Annotated in this window: 16 protein-coding genes; 5 read left to right on the forward strand and 11 right to left on the reverse strand. The window is 33.6% G+C overall.

The features are described 5' to 3' along the window. Window positions 1–71: 71 nt before the first annotated feature. The 4 genes from ACFS3A_RS08305 to ACFS3A_RS08320 are packed head-to-tail and all read right to left on the reverse strand — an operon-like array spanning window position 72 to window position 8,072. Window positions 72–2,495, reverse strand: a complete 2,424-nt coding sequence (locus ACFS3A_RS08305; RefSeq protein ID WP_379824911.1) for an ABC transporter permease — start codon at window positions 2,493–2,495, stop codon at window positions 72–74. A gap of 1 nt (window position 2,496) precedes the next feature. Continuing rightward, window positions 2,497–4,920, reverse strand: coding sequence for an ABC transporter permease (locus tag ACFS3A_RS08310; RefSeq protein WP_379824912.1), 2,424 nt, complete (start codon window positions 4,918–4,920; stop codon window positions 2,497–2,499). 1 nt (window position 4,921) lies between these two features. Beyond that, entirely contained in the window at window positions 4,922–7,357 is a 2,436-nt protein-coding gene (locus ACFS3A_RS08315; RefSeq protein ID WP_379824913.1) for an ABC transporter permease, read from the reverse strand. Between the two features lie 4 nt (window positions 7,358–7,361). Continuing rightward, the gene (locus ACFS3A_RS08320) at window positions 7,362–8,072 is read right to left on the reverse strand and encodes an ABC transporter ATP-binding protein (protein ID WP_379824914.1); all 711 of its coding nucleotides are present in this window, start codon (window positions 8,070–8,072) and stop codon (window positions 7,362–7,364) included. A 285-nt stretch (window positions 8,073–8,357) separates the two neighbouring features. Between ACFS3A_RS08320 and ACFS3A_RS08325 the strand changes: the two genes are divergently transcribed. Both ACFS3A_RS08325 and ACFS3A_RS08330 read left to right on the forward strand, forming a co-directional pair. Then, a complete protein-coding gene (locus ACFS3A_RS08325; RefSeq protein WP_379824915.1) occupies window positions 8,358–9,707 on the forward strand; it encodes a sigma-54-dependent transcriptional regulator in 1,350 nt (449 codons plus the stop codon). A 1-nt stretch (window position 9,708) separates the two neighbouring features. Further along, window positions 9,709–11,049 (forward strand): sensor histidine kinase, encoded by a 1,341-nt coding sequence (locus ACFS3A_RS08330; protein WP_379824917.1) that lies wholly within the window; start codon window positions 9,709–9,711, stop codon window positions 11,047–11,049. Window positions 11,050–11,312: 263 nt separating this feature from the next. Here ACFS3A_RS08330 and ilvD read toward each other — a convergent pair whose 3' ends face one another. Both ilvD and ACFS3A_RS08340 read right to left on the reverse strand, forming a co-directional pair. Next, the gene (gene ilvD, locus ACFS3A_RS08335) at window positions 11,313–13,004 is read right to left on the reverse strand and encodes a dihydroxy-acid dehydratase (RefSeq protein WP_379824918.1); all 1,692 of its coding nucleotides are present in this window, start codon (window positions 13,002–13,004) and stop codon (window positions 11,313–11,315) included. A gap of 63 nt (window positions 13,005–13,067) precedes the next feature. Further along, the gene (locus ACFS3A_RS08340; RefSeq protein ID WP_379824919.1) at window positions 13,068–13,637 is read right to left on the reverse strand and encodes a Crp/Fnr family transcriptional regulator; all 570 of its coding nucleotides are present in this window, start codon (window positions 13,635–13,637) and stop codon (window positions 13,068–13,070) included. 206 nt (window positions 13,638–13,843) lie between these two features. On the opposite strand from ACFS3A_RS08340, the gene ACFS3A_RS08345 reads away from it, so the two are divergent. Further along, window positions 13,844–14,440 carry a biliverdin-producing heme oxygenase gene (locus ACFS3A_RS08345; protein WP_379824920.1) on the forward strand — a complete coding sequence of 199 codons (597 nt, stop codon included), beginning with the start codon at window positions 13,844–13,846 and terminating at the stop codon, window positions 14,438–14,440. 5 nt (window positions 14,441–14,445) lie between these two features. Next, complete coding sequence (locus tag ACFS3A_RS08350) at window positions 14,446–16,719, forward strand: ATP-binding protein (protein ID WP_379824921.1); 2,274 nt, start codon at window positions 14,446–14,448, stop codon at window positions 16,717–16,719. 135 nt (window positions 16,720–16,854) lie between these two features. Here the strand turns inward: ACFS3A_RS08350 and ACFS3A_RS08355 are convergent, their stop codons facing one another. After that, a complete protein-coding gene (locus ACFS3A_RS08355) occupies window positions 16,855–17,742 on the reverse strand; it encodes a DMT family transporter (protein WP_379824922.1) in 888 nt (295 codons plus the stop codon). Window positions 17,743–17,921: 179 nt separating this feature from the next. Further along, window positions 17,922–18,440 (reverse strand): GNAT family N-acetyltransferase, encoded by a 519-nt coding sequence (locus ACFS3A_RS08360; RefSeq protein ID WP_379824923.1) that lies wholly within the window; start codon window positions 18,438–18,440, stop codon window positions 17,922–17,924. 254 nt (window positions 18,441–18,694) lie between these two features. Between ACFS3A_RS08360 and ACFS3A_RS08365 the strand changes: the two genes are divergently transcribed. Continuing rightward, the gene (locus ACFS3A_RS08365; RefSeq protein WP_379824925.1) at window positions 18,695–19,558 is read left to right on the forward strand and encodes a LysR family transcriptional regulator; all 864 of its coding nucleotides are present in this window, start codon (window positions 18,695–18,697) and stop codon (window positions 19,556–19,558) included. A gap of 12 nt (window positions 19,559–19,570) precedes the next feature. Here the strand turns inward: ACFS3A_RS08365 and ACFS3A_RS08370 are convergent, their stop codons facing one another. The 3 genes from ACFS3A_RS08370 to ACFS3A_RS08380 form a co-directional block, all read right to left on the reverse strand. After that, complete coding sequence (locus tag ACFS3A_RS08370; protein ID WP_379824926.1) at window positions 19,571–20,017, reverse strand: GNAT family N-acetyltransferase; 447 nt, start codon at window positions 20,015–20,017, stop codon at window positions 19,571–19,573. Between the two features lie 201 nt (window positions 20,018–20,218). Next, complete coding sequence (locus tag ACFS3A_RS08375; RefSeq protein WP_379824927.1) at window positions 20,219–20,545, reverse strand: DMT family transporter; 327 nt, start codon at window positions 20,543–20,545, stop codon at window positions 20,219–20,221. 73 nt (window positions 20,546–20,618) lie between these two features. Then, window positions 20,619–21,179 carry a Crp/Fnr family transcriptional regulator gene (locus tag ACFS3A_RS08380; RefSeq protein ID WP_379824928.1) on the reverse strand — a complete coding sequence of 187 codons (561 nt, stop codon included), beginning with the start codon at window positions 21,177–21,179 and terminating at the stop codon, window positions 20,619–20,621. Window positions 21,180–21,261: the final 82 nt, after the last annotated feature.

The raw sequence follows: 21,261 nt of genomic DNA on the forward strand, positions 1-21,261 counted from the left end.
GACATTGATTTTTGAAAATATAAAAAAGCGTTCGTTGATGCGAACGCTTTTTTAGCTTTAATACTTTGCTTTTATTCGTATTTTAAATATTGTAATACATCAACTTTTGTGGCTTGATAAGCTTTTGTCAGAACAATGCATAGTGTTAGAAAAAGTAAAAACACAAAAGAAATTACAAAAGGTAATACCGGAATTTCTATTCTAAAAGCGAAATTATTCAGCCATTTTTGCAATAAAAGATAAGCAGGCAAAATCGCTAATACAAATCCGAGAAAACAATAAAGAACGTATTGTTTTGATAATTCTTTCAACAAAACATTAGTTTCTGCCCCCAATGTTTTTCTAATAGCAATTTCTTTCATTCTTCTTTGAATAGAATAAGAGGCCAAAGCAAAAAGACCAAAAAGTGCAATAAGAATGACAACAATATTCAACAGCGAGAATAAATTCTTTTGTTTGACATATGCTTCGTAAGTTCTGGCGTATTGTTTGTCTACAAAATCGTATTGAAAAGGATTTTCAGCATCTACTTTTCTTTTCCAGAAATTTTCTATGTCTGCAATAGTATTCTGCATATTTTCAGGTTTGATTTTTATGTAAACCATATTCATTTCTGCCGCCATATGTAAAGATTTAATATGATAGAAAGTTATGGGAACAATATCAGATTCGGGGCTTAATAAATTAAAATCTTTGACAACGCCTATAATTTTCATGGGTTGATTTCCAATTTTAATTTCAGTATTAATCGGATTCTTAATATTCATCAGTTTTAATGCGTTCTCATTTATCAAAACAGAATTCGTAGTATCCGAAGCCAGTTTTTGATCAAAATCTCTTCCCTGAAGTATTTTAATTTTCATCAAATCCAACATTCCATAATCAATTCCAATTGCTTTTTGTTTAAAGAGTTCTTCCTTATACCATATAGGCCACAATGAATTGTCATTTCCGTCGAATGCAATTAAACCCGTCGAAACTTTAGAAACCCCTTTTATCTTATATAATTCTTCTTTTATCGTATTATATCGATTATATATTTTTTGATCGCTTTTTTCTTCATTATAATAAGAAGACGGAAAATTTAATGAAACAGCCAATACCTGATCTCCTTTAAAACCTAAATCTTTATTGTTTAAATATTCAATTTGCCTGTAGACAATAATTGAACCAATAATAAAAAATGCAGCAATTGCGAATTGCAGGATCAACATTCCGTTTCGGAACCAGACACCACTTTTACTTCTTTCATAATTGCCTTTTAATACATTTAAAGTTTTAAAATTTGAAACATAAAGTGCAGGAAATATTCCGGCAAATAAAATGGTTACGGCAAAAACTAGTAACAATTGAAGGTAAAACTGACCCTGAACCATTTTTAAATTTTTCTCTAAAAAGGAATTATAAAAAGGAAGTGTTATTTCAACAATCATCAATGCTAATAAAATTGAAAAGGTTGTTATGAGAATGGTTTCAAAAATAAATTGGTAAACAATATGTTTTTTTGAAGCTCCCAAAACTTTACGAACTCCAACTTCTTTAGCTCTTTTAATCGAATTTGCAGTTGCCAGATTGATATAATTTACAATAGACAGAATTAGAATCAAGACAGATAAACAAGCCATAATTACCAAAAACTGATAATTTCCTCTGCCTTCAGGATAACCATCGGTTGCAGAATGAAGTCTTGCGGTTGAAAGCGGTTCCATGAAAACTTTAAAACTTCCCATTTTCCTGATCATTTCTGCAGGTGTAAAACCCGCTTGTTTGGCGGTTCTTACAATAACTTCGTCATAAAAAACTTTTTCAAGCATTTTTCGGGTTAATTCTACTTTTGATGGATCTTTTAGTTTTACTAAAATTTTTAAAACAAAAAGACCCGGATTTTGCGCAGGATCTGTTAGATCTTTCATACGGTTTACCACAATATTTGGCGCAATCGATGAATTTCCCGGAATGCGATATACAGCTTCAATTGTAAACGTAGAATTAAAACATTTAATTTGCTTGCCTACAGGGCTTTTGTCACCAAAAAAACGTTCTGAAAGTTTTTCTGAAATGGCAATACTATTTCCATCTTTTATAGCTGATTTGGCATTTCCATAAATAAATTTAAAAGGAAAAAGCGAAAAGAAATCCCGTTCAACATTTATGATTTTATCTACAGATTCCTTTTGTCCATTATAAATCACTTTGTCTTTTTGATACCATTCATCTGCAAAAACGACAGTTTCAACATTAGGATCATTTTCTAAATGAGGTTTGAGACGTACAGGATTATTTGTTGTTACAGGCATCTCACTTAATTGAGCTAATACCTGATAAACATGATCCTTTTCCGGATTCCAATCGTTGTAATTATGTTCGTCGTTCCAATAAAGCATTGCGAAAATTAATCCCGAGATACCAATTGATAATCCTAGAATATTAAGAGCAGTAAAAAGTTTACTGCTCTTTATTTGGTATATAAAAATGTTTGTCCAGTTTCTCAGCATCTTATTCGTATTTTAAATAACGTAAAACATCCACTTTTGTAGCCTGATAAGCTCGCGAAAGAACTACTGCCAGCGTTAAAACTAATAAAGCGGTAAAGCCAATTAGAAACGGAGAAATAGAAATAGAAACCCTGTAAGCAAAATTCTCCAGCCATTTGTTTAATAAATAATAGGCAGGAAATAAAGCAATAATAAAACCTAATGTGCTAAAAAGAATATACTGTTTACAAAGTTCTTTTAGTAAAACGATAGTTTCTGCTCCAAGTGTTTTTCGAATAGCAATTTCTTTCATACGTCTTTCGATGGAGTAGGAAGCCAAAGCAAATAATCCGATAAGAGCAATAATGATAACGATTATATTTAAGAGTGAAAAAAGATTTTTCTGTTTAACAAAACTGCTATACGATCTTTCATATTGTTTGTCTACAAAATCATAAGCAAAAGGGTATTCCGAATCAATTTTCTTTGTCCATAAACTCTCTATAGAAGCAATAGTCTCGGGCATAATTTTAGAATCTGCAGTTACATAAATATTGTTTACCAGACCGGGAAACCAGGGTATGCTTTTAAAATGGAATATCGACACAGGAGGTATAACTTCGCCGGGATTTCCGATATTAAAATCTTTTACAACACCCACAATAATAGCTTCTTTTCCGTCCCAGTTTATTTTTTTTCCTATCGGATCTTTTTCATTCAGTAGCTTTAAAGCAGTTTCATTAATCAACATAGAGTTAATTGTATCCTGAGCATATTGAGGTTGTAAATAGCGTCCTTTTACCAGTTTTATTTTTAGCATTTCAAGAAGCCCAAAATCTATTGGAATATTATTCCCATCGATATTAATGTCTTTATGATGGTATGAAATGACAGATTTTGCACCGCCTCCCATCACAAAACCACCGCCTGCAACTTCTTTAACGCCTTTTATACGAAGCAGTTGATTTTTGATAGTATTAAGTTTATCGTTTTGGTCTTGAACAGTAATTTTTTCACCATAGATATTGCGATAAGAAATGCTCAGAATTTGGTTTCCTTTAAAACCCAAATCTTTTGAATTCATATAATCGATCTGCTGATTTACAATATAAGATCCAATGATAAAGAAAGCAGCTACAGCAAACTGGAATATCAGCATTCCGTTACGAAGCCAGACACCGTTTTTGCTTCGTGCAAAATTGCCTCGTAAAACTTTTAAAACCTCAAAATTTGAAACATAATAGGCCGGAAATATCCCTGCAATAATTACAGTTACAATAAAAATGCCGATTAGCTGAAGATAAAATTGTCCACTTTGTAATGTGAGTGTTTTTTCTAAAAAAGTATTATAAAAAGGAAGAGAAAGTTCAACAATTACAAGAGATATTAAAATAGAAAACAGTAAAATTATGGCTGTTTCAAAAATAAACTGTTGTATAATATTCGCTTTAGAGGCACCAATTACTTTTCGAACGCCAATTTCCTTAGCTCGTTTTACAGCATTTGCCGTAGCAGAATTCACATAATTGACAATAGAAAGTGTCAGGATTAGAATCGACAAACTGACAAAAATTAACAAAAGCTGATAGTTTCCGTTGCTTTCTACGAGACCACCGGTCTTGGTATGAAGACGAATAGAAGATAAAGGTTCTAAATGAGGTTTTGTTTCTCCAAATTTCTTAATCAGTTCTTCCGGAGTAATGCCCTGAAATTTGGCACGTGGCACGATCATATTATTATAATAAACCCTGGCCAGATTTTTTGTAACTAAATCAGCATCAGTTGGCTTTTTTAGTTTTAATAAAAGAATAAATTGAAAATTACCCCATTGCTGAATTGCATCTTTTATTCGTGCATCCATGAAATTGACTACACAAGACGGATTAAAAATCGATTTTTTATCCAGTTTATAAACACCCCGAACAACCAGAACCTGGTTTTTCATTACTATTTTTTCCCCAAGGGCACTTTCTTTTCCAAAAAGCTGTTCAGCGAGATCTTGAGATAAGGAAATACTATTACTGTCTGATAAACCAGTTTTTGCACCACCTTCGATAAATTGATACGGGAAATAATCAAAAAAGTTTTTTTGTGCTACAAGAACTTGGTCAGACTGTATTTTTTTTTCATTAAAATGAAGTATTTCACTATTGTAATTCCCGTTTACATAACAATAAGATGCAACTTCCGGACTTGCATTTTTTATAGTAGCTCCAATCGGTGCAGAACTTGAAGCCCAGTAAGTTGTGGGGTCCATTTGGTTAGTTACTAAAAAGACATGGTCTTTATTAGGGTTCCATTGATCATAGGAATGTTCGTCATTCCAATATAAAATCGCAAAAATTAAACCTGCGATTCCGATACTCAATCCTAAAACATTCAAAGCCGTAAAGAATTTGTTGTTTTTGATATGATATATAAATATGTTGATATAATTTTTTAGCATGTTATTCACTCTTTAGATATTGTAAAACATCGACTTTTGTAGCCTGATACATTCTGGATAAGACTACGATTAAGGTTAAGAATAATAAAACGGCGAAGCCAATTAAGAAAGGATAAATTGAAATATCAATTCTAAAAACAAAATCTTCAAGCCATTTATTCAGTAAATAATAAGCCGGAAACAATGCAATTAAAAAACCGGTTAAACAAAAGATAATGTATTGTTTAGAAAGTTCTTTTAGTAAAACAGGTGTTTCTGCGCCTAGTGTTTTTCGGATAGCTATTTCTTTCATTCTGCTTTGAATGGAGTAAGAAGCTAAAGCGAAAAGTCCGAACAATGCAATCAGGATAACGATTACATTTAACAGTGAAAAAAGGTTTCTTTGATTTATGAATTCTTTATAATTTCTGGCATAAGCCTTATCTACAAAGTCATATTTAAAAGGAAAATCCTGATCTATATTTTTTCTCCAGAATTTTTCCAGATCAGGAATTGTGTTTACCATTTTAACCGGATCTACTTTTACAAATATTCGGGAGACATTTATGTTCATCCAATCGACAGTTTTGAGATGAAAAAAGAGCATCGGCGGAATTTTAGCTTTTGGTCCCCAGAGATTAAAGTCTTTTACGATTCCGATAATTTTTAATTTACGGTCATTCCAGTTTACAATTTTTCCAATCGGATTTTTCTCGTTCATTATTTTCAATGCCGTTTCATTGATTAGTATAGAATTTACACTGTCTGACGCAATTTTTTCATCAAAATAACGGCCTTCTGCCAATTTGATTTTTAGCATTTCGAGCATTCCGTAATCAATAGCCATATTTTGACTTTGAATACTTTTATCATGGTAATTAAACGTAGAGGCAGAAGTTCCGCCACCTCCAAACGAAAATGATCCTGTACTTACCTGCGATACGCCTTCAATCTTAGCAATTTCCTGTTTTAGGGTTTTGTATTTGGGATATAACCCTTTAAGAGCTATAGAGTCATTAAAATCGATTTCTGGTTTTTTGTATTTTATTTCTAAAACCTGGTCACCTTTAAAACCTAAATCTCTTTTGCTTAAAAATTGCACCTGATCGTAAACGATATAAGATCCTGTAATAAAGAAAGAAGCAATAGAAAATTGCAAAATCAACATTCCGTTTCTAAGCCAGATACCGTTTTTACTTCTTTCAAAATTTCCTTTTAAGACTTTTGAAGCTTCAAAATTAGAGACATAAAGAGCCGGAAGTATTCCTGCGACAATTACAGTAACAATAAAAATGCTCAATAATTCATAGAAAAATGAAGTGCCGCTAAGACTCAGTTGTTTCTCCAGAAAATTGTTGTAAAAAGGCAATGATAATTCAACAATAACCAGAGATAATAATATCGAAAAAGTGGTGATAATAAAGGTTTCAAAAATAAACTGGCCTATAATATTGCTTTTCGATGCTCCTGCTATTTTTCTAATTCCAACCTCTTTAGCTCTTTTAATAGCATTTGCTGTTGCAAGATTGATATAATTAAAAAGCGATAAGATGAGAATCAACACCGATAATCCCATCATAATCATCAAAAAATCATAATTGCCTTTACCTTCCGCATAACCATCAATAAGCGCATGCAATCTGGCGTCTTTCAGAGGATCTAAAAATATCTTCATATTTTCGGCTCCATTTTTCTTCTCCCATTCTGCAACGGTCAAACCTTCTTCTTTTGCCCATCTCACGGTTCTGTTTTGATACAACAGATTGCTCATTTTGGCGGCTACTTTATCTTTATCAGCAGGATTTTTTAATTTTAATAACAATCCCATATTAAAGTTTCCCCAATTGTCTTTTTCTTTAGGAACTCTTTCTGCAATAAAATTGGTAACTGCTTCCGGCGCTATTGAAGACTTTCCCGGAATAGTATAAACGCCCATTACGATAAGTTTTCGATCATAATATCGAATCGTTTTCCCTAGTACATTTACACTTCCAAATAATTTTAACGCGGTTTCTTTAGATATTGCAATACAAGTTTCATCTTTTATGGCCGTTTTAGCATTCCCCTTAATAAAGTGAAAAGGAAACATATCGAAGAAAGCTTTTTGAGCATCAATTATATTAAAAATGCCTTTTTTATTATTGTATTGCAGTACTTTTTGAGCATACCAGGTATCCAAATAGCAATAACTTTCCAGTTCTTTGAAATCGGTTTTGAAATAATCTTCAAAGGTTAATACATTGGTTACCCATAAATTGGTTTCGCTGACCTGGCTTATAGATTGAAAAACAACTTCTTTATTCGGATTCCACTCATTATAGCTCTGTTCGTCGTTCCAGTATAAAATAGAAAAGATCAAACCCGCAATTCCGATACTGAGCCCTAAAATGTTTAAGGCTGTGAAAAGCTTGTTTTTTTTGATATGAAAAATAAAAGTATTAATCCAGTTCTGTAACATAAACCTAGTTTTTAGCTGTTACCAGAACATCTACATTTCTATTATTCATTTTTTCAGACAAAATCATTCCGTCTTTCATTAAAATGGTTTTCTGTGAAAATGAAGCGTCATAATCAGAATGCGTAACCATAAGAATAGTCGAACCGCTCGCATGAAGATCAGTCAGTAATTCCATAACCTCGTTTCCGTTTTTACTGTCCAGATTTCCGGTTGGCTCATCGGCCAGAATAATTTTCGGATTATTGATTAAAGCTCTCGCCACAGCCACACGTTGCTGTTGCCCGCCCGAAAGTTGCTGCGGAAAATGTTTCAAACGATGTGAAATTCCCAGGATTTTTGCAATTTCGTTTACTCTGGATTTTCTTTCTGCAGTTGGAACATTACTGTAAATTAAAGGCAGTTCGATATTATCAAAAACCGATAATTCATCAATTAAATTGAAGTTTTGAAAAATAAAGCCAATGTTTTCTTTTCGGGCTTTTGATTTTGCTTTTTCTTTTAAACCGACCATTTCCTGATCGAGAAGTTTATAACTTCCGTCTGAAGCGCTGTCCAGAAGTCCGATAATGTTTAGCAAAGTTGATTTTCCGCTTCCTGAAGGTCCCATAATCGAGACAAAATCGCCTTGATTGATCGTTAATGAGATTTCGCTTAAAGCTCTTGTTTCTAATTCCTCAGTTCTAAATACTTTTGAAAGTTTTTTAATTGTAATCATAATTTGACTGTTTGATTTTTGATTGATTTTTCTTTTAAAATTTTAATGCCTTCGGAAATGAAAGAAACAAGTCTGAAAATTAAGATATTTTCAATGTAATTTGTACTTAATTATTTTGTTATTTTTACTTCCGAAAGGCTTTAATTAGTAATGATTTATCAGTTCTAATGTGATTTTCGTGCCAATAATTTAAACATTGTAAACCATTCGTTTTTAATGATTTATTTGGAAATAAAATATAGAACTGTCCATTAATGGACACCTTTCGTCCAAAACCGAACAACAATGAAAAAAACAAACGCATCAATTTTAATCATAGACGATCAGGAAGACATTCTTTTTGCGTCAAAAGTCTACCTGAAAAAGTATTTTGAGAACATTTTTACGCTCAATAATCCGAAAAATATCGTCGAATTATTGTCGAAAAATACCATTGATGTCGTTTTATTGGACATGAATTACAGAATTGGTTTTGAAGATGGGAGAGAAGGGTTGTATTTATTAAAAGAAATTAAAACACTTTCGCCAAAAACCGTTGTGATTTTAATGACCGCTTTCGGAAAAGTTGAAACAGCTGTAGAAGGTTTAAAATCGGGTGCTTTTGATTACATCTTGAAACCCTGGGAAAATAAAAAGCTTTTAGAATCGGTAAAACAAGCTGTTGACAAAGCCAGAAAAGAGCAGAAAAAGAGTAAAGAAATCGAGATAAAAAATGACTTTTTTATTGGAAGTTCTGAGACAATAAAAAAAGCTTATTCTCTTGCCGATAAAGTAGCCAAAACCGATGCGAATGTTTTAATTCTGGGTGAAAACGGAACAGGGAAATTCGTTTTAGCACATCATATTTATTCTCAATCCGAAAGAAAAGAAAAGCCTTTTATTGCTGTTGATTTGGGTTCGTTAAATTCGAATATTTTTGAAAGTGAATTATTCGGTTATGCAAAAGGTGCTTTTACAGATGCGAAAAACGATACGCCCGGACGTTTTGAAATGGCACAGAACGGAACTATTTTTTTGGACGAAATAGGAAATGTACCGCTTCAGCTTCAATCCAAACTGCTTCAGGTTATTCAGACCAAAACGGTAACAAGATTAGGAGAAACCAAACCGAGACCATTAAATGTGCGAATTATTACAGCAACCAATCTGAATCTGAAAGAAGAAGTTGCCGATAAAAACTTCCGTGAAGACTTGTATTATCGCATTAATACGATGGAAATTGTTTTGCCTCCTTTGAGAGAAAGAAACGAAGATAAAATTCCGCTGGCAGAATATCTTCTCGATAAAATGATTGAAAAATACGGAAGAGACGAAATTGTTTTTGATCAAAAAGTATTAGAACAAATTGAAAAACACGCCTGGAACGGAAATATCCGCGAGATGGAAAATAAAATCGAGCGCGCTGTGATTCTTTGTGAAAACAATAAAATCAACGTTTCTGATTTAGATCTGGAAATCATCACGCCTTATGAAGATAGTTCTGATGATATTCAGCTTTCTTCTGTCGAAAAAGCAACGGTAGAAAGAGCTCTTTTAAAAAACAGCAATAATATTAGTAAAACGGCAGAAGAATTGGGGCTTTCGAGAGGCGCTCTGTACCGACGTTTAGAAAAATACAATATCAATATCAGCTAATATGTTTAAGACATTACAAACTTATAAACTACTTTTTCTGCGATTGATCCTGATCGTTGCCGGAATTGAACTTTCTATTCATTTCTTTAAAATTGGGTTATTGTTTACAGGCATATTCGGGCTCTGCATCGTCTTTCTGATTGTTCGCGAAATGTATTTTTACGTTCGAAATTTTGTGCTTATTTATGATAAAACGATTGCTTCGATATTGCAAAATGATTTCTCTTCAGATTTCTCCAAACATCGGTTCAATAAAAGTTACAATGATTTGTTCAACTTATATGAAACGCTGAAAAACAAACAAAATGAACAGATTTCAAAGGACATTATTTATCGTTCGATCTTAAATAATATCGAAACTGGAGTTGTGATTTTGCAAAAACAGGAAAGCGATTGGAGCATTTTTTTAATGAACGATTATTTTTCTAGTCATTTTAATGTTCCGAAAGTTTCAAAATGGAAATACCTTAAAAATCAGTTGCCCGCTTTATGCGAAATTATTGAAGAAGATGATTTTCATGAAGTTAAAACCTCCATCGACATTAGTATTAACGAACAGCACAAACAAACTTTTGTTTTACAGGCCTCGCGTACCGAAATTTTTGAGCAGGATTATTTTATCGTTTTATTAGATTCTATTCAGAATGTGGTAGAGAAAAAAGAGAAAGACGCCTGGATTAATTTAATGAAAGTGATTTCGCATGAACTTCTAAATTCGATTACGCCAATTCGTTCTATTTGTCAAAACCTGCAGGATTTGGTAGAACAGGATTCGCTTTCTACAGAAGATTTGGAAGATATTAAAACCAGTGTCGAAACGATGTTAAGACGAAGCGATCATTTACAGAAATTTATTGAAGGTTATCGAAAATTGGCCATGCTGCCTTCTCCTAAAAAGGAAAAAATAGAATTACAGCATTTGGTAGAAAATACACTTCAAATCATGAATCCGTTACTGCGAAAACAGAATATTGAAGTGGTAAATTCAATCACACATAATTATTTAATTAACGTCGATCAGCAACAACTGGAACAAGTACTGATTAATTTATTGGCAAATTCAATTAACGCGTTGAGTCAAAACGATCAGAAACAGATTTTTATTTCGGCTGAAGCCAAAGAAAACAGATTCTTTATAAAGATCGCAGACAATGGAAAAGGAATTGAAAAAGAAATAGAAGACAAAATTTTTCTTCCTTTTTTCACCACTCGAAATGAAGGTGCCGGAATTGGTTTAACGCTTTCTAAAAACATTGTAGAAGCACACGGTGGTTATATTCTAAACAAAAATGAAAAAGGGCAAACAACTTTTGAAATTTGTTTGGTAGAAGATTTTTATTAGAAAAGCTAAAAATATTTAAACACATAGAAACATAGATTTTTATTTTAAATATGCTTAAGATTTTAAAAAATGACCAGTCAAAATGGTAAGTCCCAGAGGGACGTAATATTTATAGAAATCCAAATAGGACAACGAAAAAGAGCTCCAGCAGAGCGAAATGTTTTTTTAGGTAATGCTAATATATTTCGCTCTGCTGGAGCTGTGCTATTAATGATAAATAGAACTTCTATAAATATTTTGCTTCTCCGAAGCAATTTTTGTTTTTAATCTAAATCAGTTTTCAAAACAGCGCCAGTACTGGCGTTAGTTACCAATGCTCGATATTGGCTTAACCATTTAGAATTTAAAGGCTTTTTCAAAGGTTTAAAAGCTTCTTTTCGGGCTTCTATTTCTTCATCGGTCAAATTAACAGACAGAATATATTGATCTACATCGATATGAATTTCGTCACCATCTTTAACCAAACCAATCATACCGCCTTCAGCAGCTTCAGGAGAAACGTGACCAATTGAAGCACCTCTGGTAGCACCGCTAAATCTTCCATCCGTAATTAGGGCTACGGAACTTCCTAATCCCATTCCCATAATTAAACTGGTAGGAGAGAGCATTTCCTGCATTCCTGGTCCGCCTTTTGGGCCTTCGTAACGAATAACCACTACATTTCCGGCTTTTACTTTTCCCATCATAATTCCGGCAATCGCCTCGGCCTGACCGTCAAAACAAACTGCTTTTCCTGTAAAAACTCTTCCGCCTGTAAGTCCTGCCGTTTTAATAACAGCGCCTTGTTCAGCCAGATTTCCGTATAAAATAGCAAGTCCGCCCACATTACTGTAAGGATTGTCTATAGTGTGGATGATAGTAGTGTCCTTAATTTCTGCATTGGCGATTTTTTCCAATAAAGTTTCTCCGCTTATGGTTAAATTATCCAATAAAACACCAGAACCTCTTTTATTCATTTCTTTCATAACAGCGTTCACACCTCCGGCCCGATTAATATCTTCCATGTGAACGGTGCTCAAACTCGGAGAAATTTTAGCAATATGAGAAATGTTTCCGGAAATAGTATTGATGTCTTTCAGTTTAAAATCGACGTTGGCTTCGTTTGCAATTGCAAGCATGTGTAAAACGGTATTACTGCTTCCACCCATTGCCATATCAACAGCAAAAGCATTTCTTACGGCATTTTCGTTAAGGATATTTTTAAGTTTGAATTTCTCAATTTCCTGCTGATCTTTCGCGATAGCACAAATTCTTCTTGCAGCTTCGCGGTACAATTGTTCGCGTTCCGGAGTCTGTGCCAAAATGGTTCCATTTCCCGGAAGTGCGATTCCCATGGCTTCCATCAACGTATTCATTGAGTTTGCAGTAAACATTCCGGAACAGCTTCCACCGCTTGGGCAGGCATTACATTCAATATCGTACAATTCTTCGTCTGATATTTTTCCGGCTTCGTGTTTTCCAACCGCTTCAAAAGCAGAAGCCAAATCGATTGCCGTTCCGTTTTTAGTATAGCCTTTAGACATTGGTCCTCCACTCACAAAAATCGTCGGAACGTCTACGCGAAGTGCACCCATAATCATTCCCGGAACAATTTTATCGCAATTCGGAATCGCGATCATGGCATCTAATTTATGTGCGTTCATTACGCTTTCGATCGAATTGGCGATAATTTCACGACTTGGTAAGGAATATAACATTCCGTCGTGTCCCATGGCAATTCCATCATCAATTCCGATAGTATTAAATTCAAATGGAACGCATCCATTGGCGCGAATTTCTTCTTTAATGATTTCGGATACTTTGTTCAGGAAAAAATGCCCCGGAATGATTTCGATAAACGAATTGGCAACACCAATAAAAGGTTTTCCGAAATCTTCGTTTTTTAAGCCCGTAGCACGCAATAGGGATCTGTGAGGTGTTCGCTGAACGCCTTTTTTTACTTCATCACTTCTCATGATAAAAAATGTTTTTTAAGGTTGTTTTTTGTTTTTCTTTTTTGATAGTTAACAGATCATCAATTAGATCTGTGATTTTATTCTGCTTAAGGTTTCCGGAGAAATATTAAGATAAGCGGCCAGATTTACGTTGGATAATCTTTGCACTAATTCGGGATTGTTTTTAAGGAGATTGCGATAACGCTCTGCAGCATTTTGAGTCAGTAAACTACTGAGTTTAGAAGTAATGACCGTTAAACCGTATTCGAGTATATAGATGTACATTTTATCCCATTGCGGAATAGTGTTTCTAAGCCTGAAAAAATTATCATAAGAAATCGCCAGAAGATCAGATATTTCAACAGCTTCTATGTATTCTGCGCTAGGTTCGCGGGAAATAAAACTAACAATCGAAGTTAAAAAAGTACCTTCAAAAGCCATAAAACGTGTTGCAATAGTATGATCTTCGGTGCTATAATATAAACGCAGACAGCCTTTTTTGATAAAAAATATTTTGTCTGCCACTGCACCGCTTTTCAGCAGCTGTTCGTTTTTCTTTACTTGTATTAATTTAAAGCAGGAAAGAATAGTTTCGAGTTCCTCATTTTTTAATTCTATTTTGCTTTTAATTAAAGTCTCAAGTTCACTTATCATCGGTCAGTTTTTAATCAATTTCAAAATTAAAGCTAATCAATTAAAAAAACATTGACGAATGTCAAAATCGTATAAATTATTGCCGACTTTAACTCAAAAACTAAAAATGAGAAGGGTTATTTTTTATTTTAGCGCTATTATTTTTTGTTTAAATTTGTGAAAAGAGCTTTAGAAAATATGGCTCATAAACCACACAATATACTATAATGAGTACACATACAAATTCTGCAATAGCCTCAGATTTTCTTCATAATCTAAAAACGCAAACAGCTGATTCTCATAAAAAACTGGAAGATCTTTCGGTGTCAAAATCGATTATGTCGCCAGAGATGAAACTGGAAGATTATACTTTTTATCTCAGTTTAATGCACGATGTTCATAATGATACAGAAGAGATTGTTTTTCCTTTTTTCTCTAACCTTATCGAAGATCTGGAACAAAGAAGAAAGAAACATCTTATAGAAGATGACCTTTTATTTTTAAATTATACAAAAAAAGATTCGGCTAAAGTTTTTCATGCAGCAGAAATGTCGGTTCCTTTTGCACTTGGTGTTTTATATGTTGTTGAAGGTTCTACATTAGGAGGAAGATTTATCTTGAAAAACGTTTCAAAATGTCCTGAGCTTTCCGGTGAAAAAGGCGTTTCTTATTTTAATGGTTACGGAGAAAAAACAGGAAGTTTCTGGAAAGCTTTTTTAAATTTTCTTTCAGAATATGAACAGAAGCATGAATGTGGAGATGAAATAATTAAAGGAGCAGTGTTTGCTTTTGACAGCATTTATAAACATTTTGAAGGCAGGTAGAAAGAATGAAATTTAAAGATATAGTTAATCGTGATATAGTCACGTTAACCAATTGTGAGCACGAACCCATACATATTCCAGGTCAAATACAGCCGCATGGTTTTTTGATTGGTGTCACTTTAGATTGGAAAATTGATTACTGCACAGAAAATATAACTGTATTTTTAGATCTTACTCATAATCAGGTTTTAGGAAAAGATTTTGCTACTGTTTTTGGTGCTGATGCCGAAAAACAGATTTTGGATTATATAAATAAAATTCAGGATGTTTTTCCGCTTCAGATAGAATTATTGGGTAAACTATTTCAAATCTCAATTCATAAAAGTTTCGATATTTACGTTCTGGAAGCAGAACCACAGTTTTCTGTAAAAGAGAAACTGGCAGACGTTTATACACAGACGATTCAGTTTGTGACACAGATGAACAATACCAAATCGCTTAAAGATTTGTGCGCACTTGTAGCGCAGGGAACCCGCGAAATTACAGGTTATGACCGTGTTATGATTTATCGTTTTGATGAACAATACAACGGAGAAGTTTTTGCTGAAAGCTGCAGGGAAGATTTAGAGCCATTTTTAGGATTACATTATCCGCATACCGATATTCCGGCACAGGCCAGAGAATTGTATATAAGAAATCAACTGAGACTTATCGTAGATATTGGTTATAAACCAGTTCCGATTTTTACGGTTGAAGATGAGCAGGAAAATAAGAATCTTGATTTAAGTCTCTCGATTTTGAGAAGCACGTCGCCAATTCATGTGGAATATTTAAAAAATATGGGCGTTGGCGCAACACTTACCATTTCGCTTATTCACCATGGGAGATTGTGGGGATTGATAGCCTGTCACCATTATTCAGAAAAGAATATTTCGCCTGAAATTCGATTGGCTGCTAAACTTCAGGGACAATTTATTACTTCTCAAATCGACATTAGACAATCGAATGATGAGAATATCAGTGCACAAAAAACAAATTTAGCATTAGAACAATTAACAGGACTTGATCTTCCTATTTCGCAGGATTCTTTAGAAACTATTATTACTGCACCACAATTATTAGAGATTTGTAATGCTGCGGGAGTTTCAATTGTTTCAAGAGGTAAAATTTATAAAAATGGATTAGCGCCTTGTGATGAGAAAATTATAAAGTTAATTGAAGAAATTTATGCTAAAGGTAAAAATGAGTTTTTTACAACGAATAAAATTTGTGATGAATTTCCCGAAATTGCACAAGACTCTAATTTCGCAGGAATTGTTTATCATTCTCTCGGAAATGACGATCATATAATGTGGTTCAGGCCGGAAACGGTTACTGAAATTAATTGGGGCGGTGATCCTGAAAAAAGCATTATAAAAGATAGTAACGGACTTCATCCGAGAAATTCTTTTAATATCTGGAAACAGATTGTCAAAAACCGAAGCAGTATTTGGAGACAGTATGAAATTAATGCTGCTGTTCAATATGCTCACGCTTTACACAATCAGCTTATTTTGATTATGTTGAGTGAGGAAGAGGAGAAATATCGTAACCAAAGTGAGATCTTGAAAGAAACCAATTCTGAGCTTGAAAATATAAACTGGATTAGTACACATGATTTACAGGAACCGTTGCGTAAAATTCAGCTGATAACTTCTAAAATGCTGACGGAACTTGATATTATTTCTACCGAATCTATTTCGAATTCTTTACAGCGCGTTTCTAAATCGGCTAATAGAATGAGTGGTTTGCTGGAAGATATTTTGAAATATACTCGCATAAAAAATACAAGAGATAAACTGCAGGAAGTCGATTTAAATAAAATTTTGAAATCTACTATCAGGGAAATGCACGAAAGTATTGCAGAAAGCAATGCCATAATCGAGCATGAAAACCTTCCGGAAGTTCATGCAATTGGTTTTTTAATGCGACAGTTGTTTATTAATATACTTCAAAATTCATTAAAATATGCTTCAACAGAGAGGCAGCCAAAGATTCGAATAACAGCTTCTCAGGAACCTGTTATTATACATGACAGGTATAAAGTATATTGTCACTGGGTTCGTTTTTCTGATAACGGAATCGGTTTTGAACAGCAATACTCGGAATCTATTTTTAAAGTTTTTACCAGACTTCATACGCAGGAGCAATATACAGGATCGGGTATAGGCTTGGCTTTATGTAAAAAAATTATGCAGGCCGTTGGAGGAGATATTCGTGCAGAAGGAAAACCAAATGAAGGTACGGATATCATCATTTATTTTCCTTGTGATCCTGAAGATACGCTTTTGCCTTTGTAAATGTAAAAGATTATTTCACTCAGATTTGGCAGATTTAAGCAAATTTTAGCAGATTTTAGCAGATTCAAATAGAATAAAAACCAGCCTATATCAGCTTAAATCTGCCAAATCTGCGTGAAACTTTTTTAAAATTATTCAACTCTTTTTAGTCAAAATCCTAAGTTTAGGGCTTTTAAAATTGACTTCAGAAATAATAGTTCCGGTAAAAATAAGGCTTCCGCCCAAAAGCAAACGCCAGGAAATATCTTCTCCCAATATAAAGAATGCTCCAATAGCACCAAAAACAGGTTCAAACAGATAAATTACGGCTACACGTTCTGCTGATAAATAACGTTGTGAAATGTTAGAAACGGTGTACATATAAGCAGTAGAAAACAAAGCGCAGTAAACAACACCCATCCAAAAAGTATTATTTTGAGGAAACCAAACCGCTTTAGAATCTGTAATCGCCAGACAAAAAGTAAATAAGGCACAAAAAGCAAACATAGGAACGATGGAATACAAAAGATTTTTGGAAGCCGAATGCTTTTCGACCGCAATCAAATAAACTGCAAAGCCAAACGAACCTGCAATAGTAAACAAATCGCCTATATTTACGGTAAATTTATCCTGTATTGCAATAACAAATAAACCCGTTAGCGCCGTCAAAGCGGCAATCCAGATTTTTAAAGAAGTATTGGTTCTATAAATTCCTAATTTTAGTAAAGGAATAATAATAACAGTCAATCCAGCAATAAAAGAACACTGCGAAGCATTTGTATATCTTAGTCCTACAGTCTGAAGCTGAATTCCTAAAAACATGGGAACGGCTAAAATTAGCCCCGTTTTGATGTTCTCTAAATTTGTTTCTCTAACATATTTCCAAAAAATAATGGAAAGCACAATAACAGCCAAAAAGAAACGATAAAATAGAAAAGTGTTGGGCGAATTATCACCAATAGCCATTTTCGTTACCGAATAGGAAATACCCCAGAATGCGGTTCCAATAATTAATAAAATTAGTAAAAGTTGTCGTTTTTCCATTTGGATTTATGTGGCTTTTTTATTGTTATTTTAAAAATTTTCCCCAAACTTGTCATTCCGAGGAACGAGGAATCACACTAGAAACTCAGCACAGTATAGCGCCAATCTTTGTCGAACCCCGAGTGTGATTCCTCGTTCCTCGGAATGACAAATTAGATACTTAAACTTAGTTTCATAGTTTATAAAACTTTTTTCATCAATAAATCAGTTTGTTCGTCGTTGCCCAAACGAAAGATATGTGTGTCGAATTGAACAAAACCATTTTTAGTATAAAAGCTGACTGCTCTAAAATTCTTTTCCCAAACCCCAAGCCATATATAAGATGTTTCCAATTGTTCGGCAGTTTGTAAAGCCTGAGTATAAAGTGCCTGCGCAACCTTTTTGCCATGAAATTCTTTTGCAACGTAAATGCGTTCTATTTCAAGAGCGTTCTGGTCTTGTTTTTCAGTTTGTGCGTTTCCGGTATTTAATTTTAAATAGCCAATAACCTTATTTTCTAAAACAGCTAAATAGAAATGCGAATTTGGATTATTTAATTCTACTGTCAATTTCTCGTCAGCAAAACTTTCTTCCAGATATTTAATCATATTTTCTTCGCTGTTCACTGCTGCAAATGTTTCAGAAAATGTTTGTCTTCCAATTATTTGAAGTTCGTTTAAATCTTTTACAGTTGCTTTTTTTATTTCTAATGAATTCATTTTTTATTCTTTAATGCATGAAAACTTATTTTTGTCTGCTTTGTTAAGTGCAGTAAATTTTAAACACATAGAAACATAGATTTTATTAACGTTAAAAGGCGTTTCACTTGTTTTAAATTCACATAGTTTAGCTATGTGTGGAAACTGTTTCTTTTGATTTCTTTTTTAAACAAAAGAAAACTATGTCTTTATGTGTTTATTTTTTTGATGCTCTAATAGGTTTTTATCTTCTAATAAATGTGTAAATTGCATCAATGGATTTACAGCAAATTAAATATTTTTTAGCCTTATCTCGTGAACTTCATTTCTGGAACACTGCCGGAAAAATGAATATCACACAGTCTGCTTTAAGCCGTCAGATTCAGTCCCTCGAAAATCAGCTTGGCGTTCAGTTGTTTGAACGAAATAAACGCAATGTCAAACTTACTGCTGCCGGCCAGTTTCTTAAAGAAAAATGGGAAGTCGAAATGAATAAACTAGAATTTATTCATCAATCGGCTCGTCAGATTCAGTTAGGCGAGAGCGGTACGATTACCATTGCACATCCTGATTCTATTTCCGCTTCGCTAATGCCTGATATTTTATCCCGTATTTCTGATGCTTTTCCGAAACTTAAAATCAAACTGGTTCAGGTATTGTATGAAAATCAGCAGGAGTATCTTCGGAATTATAAAATAGATCTGGCGATTACCAGAGATATTAATATGGCGAAAGACATTCATTCTGAAAAAATTTATACTGATCATCTCGCTATTGTGGTTCCCGAAAATCATCCGTATCGAACACCTGAAGATCTGACGAAAGAAACTCTTGCCTCTCAGAAATTTATCTTGCCCACCAACGATGAAGGCAGCAGTTACAGCGATTTGATTCGGCGTTTATTTAATTCTTTAGAAAATGCTCCCGAAGTTTATCTTCACTCTGAATTTGGATCGGCTATTATTGCTTTGGTTCGAAAAGGACTGGGAATTGCTATTCTGCCCGATTCTTATGTTTTTCATGAAATTTCAGGTATCCGATTTATTAAACTTCCGTTAGAAACCGATCTGTATATCAATTGGAGAACCGAAGATCATAATCCTGTTTTGGCCAATGTTTTAAAGCTGATTATTCCGTAAATACAATAAGTTTTAAGCTCTAATCATTCCAATATGCGGAATTCCGTCTTCGTCATACACTTCGCCGTATTCTGCAAATCCTAAAGATTGATAGAATTTGGATAAATGATATTGCGCACTAATTCGAATTGGTCCTTTTCCAAATTTTTCTTCACAGCCTGCAATTGAAGCTTCCATTAGTTTTACTCCTAAACCTAATCCGCGGTGAGATTTAGCAATTACAACCCTTCCAATTGAAATTTCGTTGTATGAAATACCGGCAGGAAGTAAACGTGTACAGCCTGCCAATTCATCATTTACATAATATAAAAGATGATAACTCTTTTGGTCTTTATTGTCTAAATCGAGATAGGGGCAATTTTGTTCAACAACAAAAACATCACTTCGTAAACGAAGCATATTGTATAATTCATGATTGGTTAATTCGTCAAATGATTTAATATTATGGCTAAAGGTCATGTTTTAATTTAATTCTTTATTTCATGACAAAGATAGGAGAGAGAATAATGATTAAAAATGCTATTTTTTTATCATGTGATGCGAAAAATGCATTAGTAGATTTAGGCAAAAAAATAAGCGAAATGTTGAATTTCGCTTATTTATTTTTGACTTGAATAACTTTGTCAAAGTTTCAAACTTTGACAAAGTTTATGCGCACAATTAATGAGAAACCGCCTTTAAACCCACAATAGATCCAACCAAAGTAGCCAGAAAAAACAATCTCCAGAATGCAGCAGGTTCTTTAAAAACAAAAATACCGACCAGAACTGTTCCAACGGCACCAATTCCTGTCCAAACAGCATAAGCTGTTCCTAGCGGTAATGTTTCTGTGGCTTTCATTAATAAAAGCATACTTACGGTTAATGAAATAACAAAACCAATATACCAATAATACATTTCTGTTCCTGTGGTTGTTTTTGTTTTTCCGAGACATGAAGCAAAAGCTACTTCGAATAATCCGGCAATGATTAAAATAATCCAGTTCATAAAGTTAAATTTTTATGGTGCAAAGTTCCTCTTTGGAACTCAGAAAAAATTTAACAAATGATAAAAAATGAAATTATTTCAATTCTGCCCGTATTCTGCTTAAACTGACTTGTGTGATTCCGAGATAAGAGGCGATGTGTCCTAACTGTACTCTCTGGAGCAATTCAGGATGATCTTTCATTAATTCAAGGTAACGTTCGGAAGCATTTTTGAATTGTCTGGAAATCAATCGCTCTTCTGTTTTGATTAATTCTTTTTCGGCAAATTTTCTTCCCCAGTTAGCAATATGAACGTCTTGTTCGAATAGTTTTTTCAGATTTTCTGTTTTTAATTCATATAATTCACAGTCTTCCAAAAGTTCAATGCTTTCGTATCCAGGTTCTTCTTCTACATAACTTTTCATAGAAAGAACCGTTTCTCCTTCTTTTCCAAACCAAAAAGTAACTTCGTTATCGCGGTCTACAAATGCTCTTACTAATCCTTTTTTAATTAAATAAATATTCGATTCTACTTTATTGGCTTTTAGTAAAATGTGTCCTTTTGGGAAAGCTATTTCTGTGATATTGTTTTGCAGGGCAAGTTTAGACTGCTCAGGAAGTTTGTATATATGGTCAAGAATAGTGGAAATATCCATCTTTGGGAGTTTATAAATTTAGAATAAAGATAAGAGTTGTCCGGACGAACAGAAAATTTAGTCAAAAAAAAATCCCATTCGC

The organism is Flavobacterium notoginsengisoli, assembly GCF_042686225.1.
Lineage (GTDB): Bacteria > Bacteroidota > Bacteroidia > Flavobacteriales > Flavobacteriaceae > Flavobacterium > Flavobacterium notoginsengisoli.